Raw genomic sequence first — 13765 nt, 5'->3', positions numbered from 1 at the left:
GATGGACGTATCGGGAATGCAGCTCAGGACGGTACGGGCAGCGATCTTCACGGCACTGGTCGTGACGCTGTCCGCTGCTTCCCATGTGCTGCTCTCCCGCTCGCCACTCCCGTGGACCGCGCTCGCCGGGCTCTCGGCGGGCGTCTTCGCGATCGCCTTCCTCCTCTCCCGCCGAGAGCGGGGCTTCTGGCGGATCGCCGGCCTCCTCATCCCGCTGGAGCTGGCCGCCGACACGGTGTTCACCACCGGCCAGGACCTCTGTTACGGACCTGGAGGCGGCCCGGTCACGGGATCGCTGAGGGCGCTGGGCCTCGATGTGCTGTGCGGGGGGAGCGCGGGCGCCGCGCTGCCCGGAGTCGCCGGGGCGGATCCCGGCGCCACCACCGTGCTCGGCACCACGCATCCCGCACTGCCCTGGGTCCTGCTCGCCGCGCATGTGTCCGTCGGTCTGCTGGCGGCGGCCTGGCTGTGGCGCGGCGAAGCGGCGCTGTCGGGGCTGATGCGGACGATGGCCGCTTTCGCCTTCCGTCCGCTCCTGCTCGCCGTCGTCGTGGCGAGGGGCCTGACTCGCCCCCTGCGACTCCCGGCGCGGTCACTGCCCCGGCACACGGCCTCCCGCACCACCCTCCTGGTGCACTCCCTCGGGCTGCGCGGCCCTCCCGGTACCGTCGCGGCTTTCGGCTGAGCTGAGCCCGGCCCCGTAAGGCCACGGTCACACGTGGTCGCGGTCCCGGTCCCGGTCCACCGGTGGTCACGGGCGGTCAGAGCCCTGACCCACCGGCGGTCACAGGCGGTCATGGTCAAAACGGCCCGCCTGATGGTGACCATCCACGGTCCCGTGCCCAGCCCCTTCCGGACATCGCGCACACGGCTGGCCCGCCCCGACGGGTGACGGGCCGATCCCGTGCTCGAAGGGCGGCCCCGGAGTGGGCCTCAGCCGCCATGGGTTCTCCCCCGGACGAGCGCTGCCGACTCCGCGCCGGGTGCAGACCCTCTCAGCCGTGACGCACAGGGGGTCCACCCCATGTCGCCCTTTCCCTCAGTTCCCCCATTCTTCTGCACCTTCCGGTGCGGCATCACACGGAGTGATTCAGCATGAGTGCACGCAACAACAAGGCGAACAAGGCCGCGGCCCGCGAGCGGCTGCGCCTGGAGCGCGAGGCGCAGGCCAAGAAGGACAAGACGCGTCGGCAGCTGATCGTCGTGGGCTCCACCATCGCCGTACTCGCGGTGGCCGGTGGCATCAGCTACGGCGTGATCCAGTCCAACGAGCCGGACCACTGGGAGTCGGTGAGCAAGGAGAAGACCGTCACCGCGCCCAAGAACAGCGACGGCACCAACGGAACCAACGTCGTCATCGGCAAGCCCGAGGCCAAGAAGACCCTGGAACTGTACGAGGACGCCCGCTGTCCCTCCTGTGCCAAGTTCGAGCAGGGCGTCGGTGAGACGATCAAGAAGGACCTGGCCGCGGGCAAGTACAAGGTCAAGTTCGTCGGCGCGACCTTCATCGACAACATGGACCAGGGCGAAGGCTCGAAGAACGCGCTGAGCGCCATGGGCGCCGCCCTGAACGTGAGTCCGGAGGCGTTCTCCGACTTCAAGGCCGCCCTGTACTCCAAGGAGTTCCACCCCACCGAGAGCAAGGACGACTTCGCCAAGGACTCCTACCTGCTGAAGGTCGCCGACTCCGTACCGGCCCTGAAGGGCAATGCCGAGTTCAAGAAGAACGTCGAGGACGGCACGTACGACGCCTGGGCGATGAAGATGTCCGGCGCCTTCGACAAGAGCGGGGTCGGCAGCACCCCGACCCTCAAGGTCGACGGCAAGAAGGTGGTCGTGGAGGGCACGGACACCCCGCCGACGACGGCCACCGAGTTCAACACCGCCATGGACCGTGCGCTGAAGGGCTGATCCACCCGGGCTGGCTGTCGCCCGCAGCCGCCAAGCGCCCCACGGCCGGGCCGGCATGACACGGACGTGTGCGCACCGAGCCCACGGCGACTCCCGACGGCAGCACCCGCGAACGGCACCGGGCCCGCTCCTCCTCACGGTCGAGCGGGCCCGGGCCGCCAGCGCAATCACGCCCTGCGACATCACGCGGGTGGCGGCTGTCCCAGCGTGGTCAGCTGTTCCCGAGCGTCGCCAGGAAACCGAGCGCCACCCGCCAGGTCTGCTCGGCAGCGGCCTCGTCGTAGTCCGGGAGGTCGGGGTCCGTGTAGAGGTGACCTGCCCCCGGATAGCGGTAGATCTCCACGTCTGCTCCGGTACGCCCCATCCCCAGGTACCAGGCGGTCAACCAGTCGTGCGGCTCGAAGGCGTCCGGGTCCGCGATGTGCAGTTGGACGGGCAGTTCGTCGACGGCGGCGTTCGGTGCGATGTCCGAGGTGCCGTGCAGCAGAAGCAGTCCGCGCGCCTTGGTGTCCCCGAGCGCCAGGTTCTGGGCGATGGATGCCCCCAGGGAGAACCCCGCGTACACCAGACCGCGTTCCGAGTAGGGCGCGGCGGCGAGCACCGCCCGCTTCAAGAGCTCGTCCTTGCCGATCCGCTCCTTGCAGGCCATGCCCTCCTCGACCGTGTCGAAGGTCTCCCCCTTGTACAGATCGGGCGTCCACACCCGGTGACCGGCGGCTTCAAGACGCTCGGCTGCCGCACGGACAGCGGGCCGCAGGCCATAGGCGGAATGAAGAAGCATGATGTCCATGGAGTCAGGTTACGTTCGAAGACATGGAGAACGTGCTGCGCCCATTGATTGTCCTCGGCGGTACGGCCGTGCTCACGCTGCTCGTGGGCTGGCTCGCTGACCTGCTACTTCGCCGTGCCGACGCGCGGCATCCCGAGGCTCCCCTGTGGGGTCTGCTCCGACAGTGCCGAGTTCCGCTCCAAGTGGTCCTCGCCGCCGCCTTGTTGCGGGGCAACTACCGACAGGCGGAACTGGAAACCATCCGCGACCACCACGCGGGCATCGGACAGGTACTGACCCTGGTCCTGATCGGTGCCTCCGCCTGGCTGGTGGTGAAGATCGCCACGGCCATCGTCGAATCCACCTACAGCCGCTATGCGGCGGCCACCCGTGATCCGGCCCGGGTCCGTCGGGTCCGCACCCAGGTGACCCTGATCCAACGCGTGGTCATCGCCGTGGTGGGTGTCGTGGCCGTCGCCGCGATGTTGCTGACGTTCCCCGCCATGAAGACCGTCGGTACCTCGATGCTCGCTTCGGCCGGACTCATCGGCATCGTGGCGGGCGTCGCCGCCCAGTCGACCCTGGGCAACCTCTTCGCCGGGTTCCAGATCGCCTTCGGTGACATGGTCCGCATCGGTGACACCGTGGTGGTCGACGGCGAGTGGGGAACCGTCGAGGAGATCACCCTCACCTTCCTGGCCGTTCGGACCTGGGATGAGCGCCGGATCACCATGCCGGTGTCCTACTTCACCAGCAAGCCGTTCGAGAACTGGTCACGCGGTGGAGTGCAGATGACCGGCACGGTCTACTTCCATCTGGACCACTCCACTCCGGTGGCCCGGATGCGGGAGCAGTTGCACGAGGTCATCAAGGAACACCCCGCGTGGGACGGACGTGACTGGTCGCTCGCGGTCACCGACACCACGCCGACGACGATCCAGGTGCGTGCCGTGGTGACGGCGAAGGACGCGGACGACATCTGGACCATCCGCTGCGCCGTGCGCGAGCAGTTGATCGGCTGGCTCCATGAGCACCACCCCCACGCGCTGCCGAAGGTCGCGACCGCGCCGGCCGCACTGCTGGGCACCGCCGAGCCGACTGCGGTGGCCTCCCTTCCGAACGGCCGTGTGCCGAAGGAGGGCCCTACCCCGGACGATGAGCCGGCACGGACGGGCCGCGGCTGACGAGGGCGGCGTGGCGTGGTCACCGGTTCCCGTGGGTGTACCCCACTGGCCGATGCGTCGTGGCCGCCGGCTGGCGCGGCCCGAGGGGTCCCCTTCAGTGGCCGCGCTCCGCACCACCGTTGACCTGGATCACCTGGGCGGTGATGTGTCCTGCGGCGGAGGACGCCAACCAGTGCAGGGTGCGTGCGATGTCCCCGGGGTGGCCGATGCGCCCGGTGGCGGTCTCGGCGACCAGGGCGTCCTTGCGCTCCTGCATCAGGGGTTCGCCGAAGAAGTCGGTTTCCTCGACCAGCCCCGGTGCCACAACGTTGACGGTGATCCCCCGCGGACCGAGCGCCCGGGCCAACTGGAAGGCGTACGGGTGGAGGGCGGCCTTCGACGCCCCGTACGCAACCGACCCCGACCCACGGTAGGCCGCGATGGAGCTGAGGAAGAGCACTCGGCCACCGGGGGTCGCCAGATGCTCCTTGAGCGCCTCGGTGAGCAGGGCGGCGGTAAGGGTGTTGAGCCGAAAGTTCAAGGTCCAGTCATGTGCCAGAGCGGCCAGTGGGCTGTCGTGGGCGGGTTGCTTCTCCCGGCCGCCGTTGCCACCGGCGCTGTTCACCAGGACGTCGACCGCTCCGTACTCGCGCTCGACGAAGGCGACAGCGCGCAGGACATCCGCTGGATCTCTGAGGTCGACGGCGAAGTGTCCGGCGGACGGCAGCCGTTCGGCCGCATGGGCCAGGACCTCCTCGCGGCGGCCCAGTAGCACGACCCGGTCACCTTCGGCAGCGAATGCCTCTGCCGTGGCGAAGCCGATTCCGGTGCCGCCGCCACTGATCACCACGGTACGTGCCATGTCAGGAGCGTAGGCGGCGCTCGTACGGAAGGAACGGAGGCGCGAGTCATCGGCGGTGGTGGTCCCCGTCCCTGGCTCCGCCTTAGCCCCCACGGACAAACCCGGTTCGATGACCCCGGTTCGATGACTGCGGGTCGATGACTGCGGGTCAATGACTGCGGTTTGATGACCCCGGGCTGACGCTCCGACTGCGGGCGCTCCGAGGCGGGCGATGGCGATCAGCGCAGGCTGTGCACATCCAGTTGTCTCAGCACCCGGTCGACCACCTCGGGATGGGCACCCGGCTCACTCCGCGCGGACAGGACCTCGTGCCGTGCGGCCGACATCATCTCCCGCTGGATGCGCCGCATCGTCCGTACCCGCTCGGTGCGTTTCGCGTACCAGTCGCGTCGGTCCTCGTCGACGATGTCGGGGCTGATCCGTGCTCCCACCTCGTAGGCACCGCGGAGGAGCCGCTCGCTGATCTCATCCGGAAGGTCCTCCACCGCTTCGATCTCCCGTAGCCGGTGGCGGGCCGCTTTGGCCGCTCTGATGGCGAGATCGTGTTCCAGCCGGCGCTCGGCATCCCCGTCGGCCCGCACTCCGAGGCGGCGTACCAACCAGGGCAGTGTCAGTCCCTGGAGGAGGAGCGTGGCGAGGATGACGACGAAGGCGACGAAGACGATCTCGTTGCGCGCGGGGAAGGGCGCCCCGCTGTCCGTGGTCAGTGGAAGGGCGAGCGCCAGGGCCACCGAGGCCACTCCTCGCATTCCTGACCACCACATGACGACGGTCTCCCGCCAACTGACCGGAATGTCCTCGTCGAAGTCACGGCGGGAGTGCAGCTTCTTCGCCAGCCAGGTGGCGGGGAGCAGCCAGAGGAGTCGTACGCCCACGACGACGCCGGTGATCGCCGCACCCCAGAGCAGCAGCTGCGGCACCCGCCCGTCCTCCGTGCCGAAGACGGTGTGGAGTTCGAGTCCGATGAGTCCGAAGGCCACCCCGGTGACGAGTGTGTCGATGATCCGCCAGAAGGTGTTGCCGGCGAGCCGGCCCATCACATCGTCGGCGTCTGCGGCGTGTTCGGCCAGATAGAGGGCCGTGGTCAGCACGGCGAGCACGCCGGAGCCGTGTAGTTCCTCGGCCAGTACATAGGCGACGAACGGCACCATCAGGGAGAGTCCGACCTGAAGGGTGGCATCGCCGAGAAGGCCCATCAGCTTGTTGGTGACCCATCCCAGCACTAGTCCCACCACGACGGCGACCACGGCCGAGAGAACCAGTTGGCCGACTACTTCCGGCCAGGAGAACGTACCGCTGACCACCGCGGCGATGGCGACGTGGTACAGGACGATGGCGGTCACATCATTGAAGAGCCCTTCCCCCTCCAGGATGGAGACGAGCCGGCGTGGCAGACCGAGCCGGCCGGCGACGGCGGTGGCGGCGACGGGGTCGGGCGGGGCGATCAGGGCGCCGAGGGCGACGGCCGCGGCGATGGGCAGTCCCGGCACGAGCGACTGGGCAACGGCCGCGACCGCCACGGTGGTGACGAAGACCAGGGCGACCGCGAGCAGCAGGATGGGGCGCACATTGGCGGCGAACTGTCGCCAGGAGGTGCGTTGGGCCGCGGCGTAGAGCAGGGGCGGCAGGATGAGCGGAAGAATGAAATCGGGCGGGATCTCCACCGTGGGGACGAAGGGGAGGAAGGCGACTCCCGCTCCGGCCAAGGTCATCAACACGGGTGCCGGCAGATCGAGCCGTTCACCGAGGGGCACGGTCACCACCGCTCCGAGCAGCAGGACGAGCAGCAGCGCCACCTGGTCCACGAGTGTGCCCTCCGGGGTGGGAGACCTCCACGATCAGGGGCACAGCCTGCCATGCGGGATGCACTTTTTGTCCGAATGGACCGAACCCTGCCGCACGGCGTGATCGTCCCGGTCCTCGACGGCCCACCTCGGGCTCAGTCGAGCAGCTCTCGTCTCATCGACCGGTGCGGGATACCTGCCTCCGTCATTTCCTCGCCGTAGGGCGCATAGCCCAGCCGCTCGTAGAAACCGAGGGCATGACTCTGCGCATGGAGGTCCACGGCTTTGAGCCCACGATCACGCGCGGCTTCCTCCACGGCCTGCACCAGCGCCACGCCCACACCTCGTCCGCGGGCCGTCCGGAGCACGGCGAGCCGGCCCAGGGAGCCGATGGTGGGATCGCCCCCGGTGCGCTCTGCGGCGGCCGGCCCGTGGAGCAATCGGCCCGTCCCCAGGGGCGCACCCTCCGTGTCGACCGCCACCACGTGCACGGTGTCGGCTTCGGGCTCGTCGAAGACGTCGTACTCGATGTCCTCGGACACGCCCTGTTCGACGATGAAGACCGCACGGCGTACGGCGAAGCACGCCTGCCGGTCTGCGGGATCTTCCGCCACTCGCACCCGGACCACGCTCAGGCGCTCTCCGCCGCAATCGTGTCGAGCGCCTGGCGCAGGTCGTCGGGATAGCCGGACTCGAACTCCACCCACTGGCCGTCGGACGGGTGCTCGAACCCCAGTCGTACGGCGTGCAGCCACTGCCGGGTCAGTCCCAGCCGCTTGGCCATCGTGGGGTCGGCGCCATAGGTCAGATCGCCCACGCAGGGATGCCGGTGCGCCGCCATGTGCACCCGGATCTGGTGGGTGCGGCCGGTCTCCAGCTTGATGTCGAGCAGTGAGGCGGCCCGGAACGCCTCCAGCAGGTCGTAGTGCGTCACCGACGGCTTGCCCTCAGCGGTGACCGCCCACTTGTAGTCGTGGTTGGGGTGGCGACCGATGGGCGCGTCGATCGTGCCGCTCATGGGGTCGGGGTGCCCCTGCACCAGCGCGTGGTACCGCTTGTCGACCGTACGCTCCCGGAACTGCTGCTTCAGCAGCGTGTACGCCCGCTCCGACTTGGCGACCACCATCAGCCCGGAGGTCCCGACGTCGAGTCGGTGCACGATGCCCTGGCGCTCGGCCGCACCGGAGGTGGAGATGCGGTAGCCCGCGGCAGCGAGGCCACCGATCACGGTGGTGCCGGTCCAGCCGGGGCTGGGGTGCGCGGCCACACCGACGGGCTTCACGATCACCACGATGTCGTCGTCGTCATGGATGATCTCCATGCCTTCGACGGGCTCGGCCACGATCTGGACCGGAGCGGGGGCCTGGGGCATCTCCACCTCAAGCCATGCACCGCCGTGGACCCGCTCGGACTTTCCCACCGCGGAGCCGTCGACCAGCACTTTCCCCGCAGCGGCCAGCTCGGCCGCCTTGGTACGAGAGAACCCGAAGATCCGGGAGATGACGGCGTCGACGCGCTCGCCTTCAAGGCCATCGGGTACGGGCAGGGTGCGGATCTCGGGAAGCGTGCTCACCTGTCGAGTATGCCTTGTCCGTCACGGTGCACCGCCGCCGGAGCCGATACCTGTGGATAACTCGCCCACCAGCGGTGGGCGCGGCGGTTCCCGGTCAGTCCTTGTGGACGGTCCCGTCGGGGTCCAGTCCACGGAAGGAGAGGATCACGATCAGGATGCCGCCGCAGACGATCGCGGAGTCGGCCAGATTGAAGACGGCGAAGTGCTTGGGAGCGATGAAGTCGACCACCGCGCCCTCGAAGACTCCGGGTGCCCGGAAGATCCGGTCCGTGAGATTGCCGAGCGCACCGCCCAGCAGCAGACCGAGCGCGATGGCCCACGGCAGGCTGTAGAGCTTCCGCGCCAGCCGTGCGATCACCACGATCACCGCCGCGGCGATGACGGTGAAGATCACGGTGAAGGCTTCGCCGATGCCGAAGGCGGCACCGGCGTTCCGTACCGCTTCGAACTGCAACCAGTCGCCGATGATCTCAATGGGCGGATGGTGCTCCAGCTTCGCCACCACGATCATCTTGGTGACGAGGTCGAGCGCGTACGCCACGACCGCCACGCCGAAGAGCACGGCGATCCGCCGTCTGCCCTTCGGCTGCTCGGCCGACGCCGCAGCGTCGTCGCCGTCCACATCCGGCGTACCGATGGTCCGCTCCGCCTCTGCCACGTGAGTCCCTCAACCTAGGTGCCTGACTGACCACGAGGGTACGCCACGGGCGTACGGACTCAGCCCCTGCGCTCCTGCTTCTGTTTGCACTCCACACACAGTGTGGCGCGGGGGAATGCCTGCATACGGGCCTTGCCGATGGGCTTTCCACAGTTCTCGCAGACTCCGTAGGTGCCCGCGTCCAACCGCAGCAGCGCACGCTCCGTCTGCTCCAGCATCTCGCGGGCGCCGGCCGCGAGGGACAGCTCGTGCTCACGGGTGATGTTCTTCGAGCCCATGTCGGCGTCGTCGTCGCCCGCTCCCCCGCCGGAGTCCCGCATCAATCCCATCAGCGCGGCCTCGGAGGCGGCGAGCTGGGCATTGAGCCTGGTCACCTCGCCCTCCAGCTCCGTGCGGGCCTCAGCGACCTCCTGTGGGGTCCATGGATCCTCGCCCGGGCGCACCGCAAGCTCCTGCGGGCCGGCAGCAGCCGCCGTGCGGGCCGTGGGCACCGCCGTCGGGCCGTCGTCGGCAGCCACGGTCTTCTCTGTTCCCACCGTTCTGGCTCCTGTCTGCTTCGCGGCCTCAGCCGTCCGAGCCGCGGATGCGGCGCTGTGTGCGGCCTGAGCAGCCGCGGTCTTCTTCGGGGGTACTCGCACGCCGGTTCGATCCGACGCTTTCCCCGTCGCGCTCTTCTTAGCCGCGACCTTCTTCGCCGTCTTCTTGGCCGTGGTCTTCTTCGTCGCCTTCTTGGCAGTCGCCTTGGTCGTGGTCTTGGCTGCGGTCTTCTTGGCCGTGGTCTTCTCGGTCGCCTTCTTCGCGGTCGTCTTGGTCGTGGTCTTGGCTGCGGTCTTCTTCGCCGTGGTCTTCTTCGTCGCCTTCTTCGCCGGAGCGGACTTTCGGTCGTCGGCGGCCTTCTTCGCCGCTCCGGGAGATGCACCGGGAGATGCACCGGCAGAGCCTTCCGCTCCCCCGGCGCTCGCCGCAGCCGCGGTGGATCGCCCGGACGCCGATTCACTCTCGGCAGTCTTCTTCGCCACCATGGCCGCGGCCCCTTCACATATTGTGATCTTGCACGCGAATCGTTCTGGGACGATAAATCGACCTCAGCTCCGCAGCAAACGGGGCACACCACCTATTCCGCTCGTAAGTCGCTCCGTCAAACGAACCTGCATCCGTTGTGCCCAGCTCCCCGCCCGGCGAACCGGCCCGGCGAGCGACCGTGGCACGTCGAGGCCCGCGGACGCCGATCTGGCCATTCGGGTCAAGCGGCGGGCCTTCTCCGTACCCGACAAATGCCGGTCGTGATCACCCACGGCGCCCCTTACACTGGCCGGAGCGAAAGGCTTGGATGGGGACGAGTAGCGTCGTACGCAGCCATGAGCGACCCGGGGACGGTGAGAGCCCGGGGGCGAGCGCGATGTGAAGCATCACCCCGGAGCTGTCGGAAGAAAGCCGTCAGGCGAGTAGACCCGACTGCGCGACCCCAATGAGGGGGCGGTGCGCCCTGCGCCGCCAAGGAGGGTGGTACCGCGGGAGCAATTCGCTCTCGTCCCTCCGACGGAAGAGAAACTGTCCGCCGGAGGAGTTCGTCGATGACACCCCCGCAGTACCGCCAGGTGCCCGCCCAGGTCGACCTGACCGCGCTGGAGCACGCCGTGCTCGACTTCTGGCGCGACAACAAGGTCTTCGCCAAGAGCCTCGCCCAGTCCGAGGGCCGCCCCGAGTGGGTCTTCTACGAGGGCCCGCCGACCGCCAACGGCATGCCGGGCGCCCATCACATCGAGGCCCGCGTCTTCAAGGACGTCTTCCCCCGGTTCCGCACCATGCGCGGCTACCACGTCGCCCGCAAGGCCGGCTGGGACTGCCATGGGCTGCCGGTGGAACTCGCCGTCGAGAAGGAGTTGGGCTTCTCCGGCAAGAAGGACATCGAGGCGTACGGCATCGCGGAGTTCAACGCCAAGTGCCGTGAATCCGTCAGCCGCCACACGGACGCCTTCGCCGAGCTCACCGAGCGCATGGGCTACTGGGTAGACCTCGACGACGCCTACTGGACCATGAAGCCCGAGTACATCGACTCGGTCTGGTGGTCGTTGAAGGAGATCTTCAACAAGGGACTGCTCGTCCAGGACCACCGGGTGGCGCCCTGGTGCCCCCGGTGCGGCACCGGTCTCTCCGACCACGAGTTGGCCCAGGGGTACGAGACGGTCGTCGACCCCTCCGTGTTCGTCCGCTTCCCGTTGACCTCCGGGCCGCTCGCCGGCGAGGCGTCCCTGCTGGTGTGGACGACGACCCCGTGGACCCTGGTCTCCAACACCGCAGTCGCCGCGCACCCCGACGTCACCTATGTGGTCGCCACGAACGGCGAGGAGCGGCTCGTCGTCGCCGAACCGCTGGTCGCGAAGGCCCTCGGCGAGGACTGGGAGCTGACCGGAACGACTTTCACCGGCGCGGACATGGAGCGCTGGACCTACGAGCGCCCGTTCGACCTGGTGGAGTTCCCCGCCGAGGCGCACTACGTCGTCAACGCCGAGTACGTCACCACCGAGGACGGTACGGGCCTGGTCCACCAGTCCCCCGCGTTCGGTGAGGACGACCTCAAGGTCTGCCGGGCCTACGGACTGCCCGTGGTGAACCCGGTCCGCCCCGACGGCACCTTCGAAGAGGACATCCCGCTCATCGGCGGCGTCTTCTTCAAGAAGGCGGACGAAAAGCTCACCGCAGACCTCCAGGCGCGTGGCCGGCTCTTCCGGCACGTCCCGTACGAGCACAGTTACCCGCACTGCTGGCGCTGTCACACCGCGCTGCTCTACTACGCCCAGCCCTCCTGGTACATCCGCACCACCGCGGTCAAGGACCGGCTGATCGCGGAGAACGAGGCGACCAACTGGTTCCCGGACTCGGTCAAGCACGGCCGGTACGGCGACTGGTTGAACAACAACATCGACTGGGCCCTGTCCCGCAATCGCTACTGGGGTACGCCGCTGCCCATCTGGCGCTGCGAGGAGGACCACCTCACCTGCGTGGGCTCCCGGGCCGAACTGTCCGAACTGACGGGCGCCGACCAGTCGGCGCTGGATCCGCACCGCCCCTACATCGACGACGTCACCTTCGACTGCCCCCAGTGCTCGAACACGGCGACGCGCGTACCCGAGGTCATCGACGCCTGGTACGACTCGGGTTCGATGCCCTTCGCCCAGTGGGGGTACCCGTACCAGAACAAGGACATCTTCGAGAAGCGCTATCCGGCGCAGTTCATCTCGGAGGCGATCGACCAGACGCGTGGATGGTTCTACACGTTGATGGCGGTCGGGACGCTGGTCTTCGACAAGTCGTCCTATGAGAACGTGGTCTGTCTCGGCCATATCCTCGCCGAGGATGGCCGAAAGATGTCGAAGCACCTGGGGAACATCCTTCAGCCGATCCCGCTGATGGACCAGCACGGCGCAGATGCCGTCCGTTGGTTCATGGCGGCCGGCGGTTCTCCCTGGGCCGCGCGCCGCGTGGGTCACGGCACCATCCAGGAAGTGGTGCGCAAGACCCTGCTCACCTACTGGAACACCGTGGCGTTCCAAGCCCTGTACGCACGGACCTCCGGCTGGGCACCCTCCGCGGCCGATCCCGCCCCGGCCGACCGCACGGTGCTGGACCGCTGGCTGCTCAGCGAGCTCCACGCCCTGGTGGACCAGGTCACCGAGGCGATGGAGGGGTACAACACCCAGCGTGCAGGAAAGCTGCTCTCGGCCTTCGTCGACGATCTCTCGAACTGGTACGTGCGCCGCTCCCGCCGCCGCTTCTGGCAGGGAGACCCGGCGGCACTGCGGACGCTGCACGACGTGGTCGAGACGGTCACCCGCATGATGTCCCCGCTCACCCCCTTCATCACGGAGAGGGTCTGGCAGGACCTGGTGCGTCCGGTGTCGCCGGAAGCTCCGGAGTCCGTGCACCTCAGCTCCTGGCCGGACGCCGACCTCGACGCGATCGACCCCGAACTGTCCCGGCAGATGGTGCTGGTGCGACGGCTGGTGGAACTGGGTCGAGCGACCCGGGCCGAGTCCGGCGTAAAGACCCGTCAGCCGCTGTCGCGCGCCCTGGTGGCCGCGCACGGTTTCGACACGCTCTCCGCCGAATTGCGCGCACAGATCACCGAGGAGCTGAACGTCTCCTCACTCGCCTCCCTCTCCGAGGTCGGCGGTTCGCTCGTGGACACGACGGCCAAGGCCAACTTCCGTGCACTCGGCAAGCGGTTCGGCAAGGGAGTCCAGGCGGTGGCCAAGGCCGTGGCCGCAGCGGACGCCGCTGAACTCTCCCTCGCCCTGCGGAGCGGTACGGCGACCTTGGAGGTCGAGGGCGAGACGATCACCCTGGCCCCGGACGAGGTCATCATCACCGAAACCCCGCGGGAGGGCTGGTCGGTTGCCTCCGACTCGGGCGCCACGGTGGCGCTCGATCTGGAGATCACCCCCGCCCTGCGCCTCGCGGGCCTGGCCCGTGACGCCATCCGACTGATCCAGGAAGCCCGCAAGAACAGCGGACTCGACGTGGCGGACCGGATCGCGGTGGTGTGGAGTTCATCGGACGCATCCACGACGGAGGCGCTCACCGCCCATGCCTCCCTCATCGCGGATGAGGTACTGGCCACGTCGTTCACCGGATCGGAACCGGACGACACATACGGCCCCTCCTTCACCGACGATTCGCTGTCGCTGACCTTCCATCTGCGCAAGCAGTAGCTTCCGCGGTCGAGCCGGGGCGGTCCTCGATGAGGGCCGCCCCGGCTTCTTCATGCCCAAGGGCGCCCCGTGGAGCCGGGAAGCGACGGTGACGACGCTCGCGATCGCCCGCCCGTTGACCACCGAACCGCCAGCGTTTCCCCCTTGGGCAGGGCAACCGAGTGCCCCGACGGCAGCGCACCACGGACCTCCGCATATGTGGATGTCCGATGAGATCGCTCAACTACGCCACGCTGGAACGGGCGCCGTGCTGGGCGCGGGGGAACGGGCGAGGTACCCATGACGAGTACGACCCCATGGAAAAGGGCCGTGCCCAGGACTGGTGTCCTGGGC

At 68.5% G+C, this 13765-nt stretch carries 11 protein-coding genes; 4 read left to right on the top strand and 7 right to left on the bottom strand.

Annotated elements, in window-relative coordinates; genetic code table 11:
• The first annotated feature begins 1 nt into the window (after position 1).
• Together ACFXJL_RS14620 and ACFXJL_RS14615 are read left to right on the top strand one after the other, a co-directional pair.
• Positions 2-685: a hypothetical protein gene (locus tag ACFXJL_RS14620; RefSeq protein ID WP_384634885.1), complete on the top strand. Its 684-nt coding sequence runs from the start codon at positions 2-4 to the stop codon at positions 683-685.
• A 410-nt stretch (positions 686-1095) separates the two neighbouring features.
• Positions 1096-1911: a DsbA family protein gene (locus ACFXJL_RS14615; RefSeq protein ID WP_358877761.1), complete on the top strand. Its 816-nt coding sequence runs from the start codon at positions 1096-1098 to the stop codon at positions 1909-1911.
• Between the two features lie 211 nt (positions 1912-2122).
• On the opposite strand, the gene ACFXJL_RS14610 is transcribed toward ACFXJL_RS14615, so the two are convergent.
• Positions 2123-2701 carry a dienelactone hydrolase family protein gene (locus tag ACFXJL_RS14610; RefSeq protein WP_384634787.1) on the bottom strand — a complete coding sequence of 193 codons (579 nt, stop codon included), beginning with the start codon at positions 2699-2701 and terminating at the stop codon, positions 2123-2125.
• A gap of 23 nt (positions 2702-2724) precedes the next feature.
• Between ACFXJL_RS14610 and ACFXJL_RS14605 the strand changes: the two genes are divergently transcribed.
• The gene (locus ACFXJL_RS14605) at positions 2725-3864 is read left to right on the top strand and encodes a mechanosensitive ion channel family protein (RefSeq protein WP_384634784.1); all 1140 of its coding nucleotides are present in this window, start codon (positions 2725-2727) and stop codon (positions 3862-3864) included.
• Between the two features lie 94 nt (positions 3865-3958).
• On the opposite strand, the gene ACFXJL_RS14600 is transcribed toward ACFXJL_RS14605, so the two are convergent.
• The 6 genes from ACFXJL_RS14600 to ACFXJL_RS14575 form a co-directional block, all read right to left on the bottom strand.
• On the bottom strand, positions 3959-4705 hold the full coding sequence (locus ACFXJL_RS14600) for an SDR family NAD(P)-dependent oxidoreductase (RefSeq protein ID WP_384692348.1): 747 nt from the start codon (positions 4703-4705) through the stop codon (positions 3959-3961).
• 218 nt (positions 4706-4923) lie between these two features.
• Positions 4924-6510, bottom strand: a complete 1587-nt coding sequence (locus ACFXJL_RS14595; RefSeq protein ID WP_384692345.1) for a Na+/H+ antiporter — start codon at positions 6508-6510, stop codon at positions 4924-4926.
• 134 nt (positions 6511-6644) lie between these two features.
• A complete protein-coding gene (locus tag ACFXJL_RS14590) occupies positions 6645-7118 on the bottom strand; it encodes a GNAT family N-acetyltransferase (protein ID WP_384692342.1) in 474 nt (157 codons plus the stop codon).
• Between the two features lie 2 nt (positions 7119-7120).
• Positions 7121-8062 carry an RluA family pseudouridine synthase gene (locus ACFXJL_RS14585; RefSeq protein WP_358877766.1) on the bottom strand — a complete coding sequence of 314 codons (942 nt, stop codon included), beginning with the start codon at positions 8060-8062 and terminating at the stop codon, positions 7121-7123.
• Between the two features lie 94 nt (positions 8063-8156).
• A complete protein-coding gene (gene lspA, locus ACFXJL_RS14580; protein ID WP_329017404.1) occupies positions 8157-8720 on the bottom strand; it encodes a signal peptidase II in 564 nt (187 codons plus the stop codon).
• Positions 8721-8779: 59 nt separating this feature from the next.
• A complete protein-coding gene (locus tag ACFXJL_RS14575; RefSeq protein ID WP_384692338.1) occupies positions 8780-9742 on the bottom strand; it encodes a TraR/DksA family transcriptional regulator in 963 nt (320 codons plus the stop codon).
• Positions 9743-10294: 552 nt separating this feature from the next.
• Here ACFXJL_RS14575 and ileS point away from each other — a divergent pair.
• Positions 10295-13432, top strand: a complete 3138-nt coding sequence (gene ileS / locus ACFXJL_RS14570) for an isoleucine--tRNA ligase (RefSeq protein WP_384692335.1) — start codon at positions 10295-10297, stop codon at positions 13430-13432.
• Positions 13433-13765 lie beyond the last annotated feature (333 nt).

The organism is Streptomyces sp. NPDC059256, from assembly GCF_042753785.1.
GTDB lineage: Bacteria > Actinomycetota > Actinomycetes > Streptomycetales > Streptomycetaceae > Streptomyces.
Note: the sequence above shows the minus strand (reverse complement) of the source record. Positions and strands in the feature narration are given on the sequence as shown.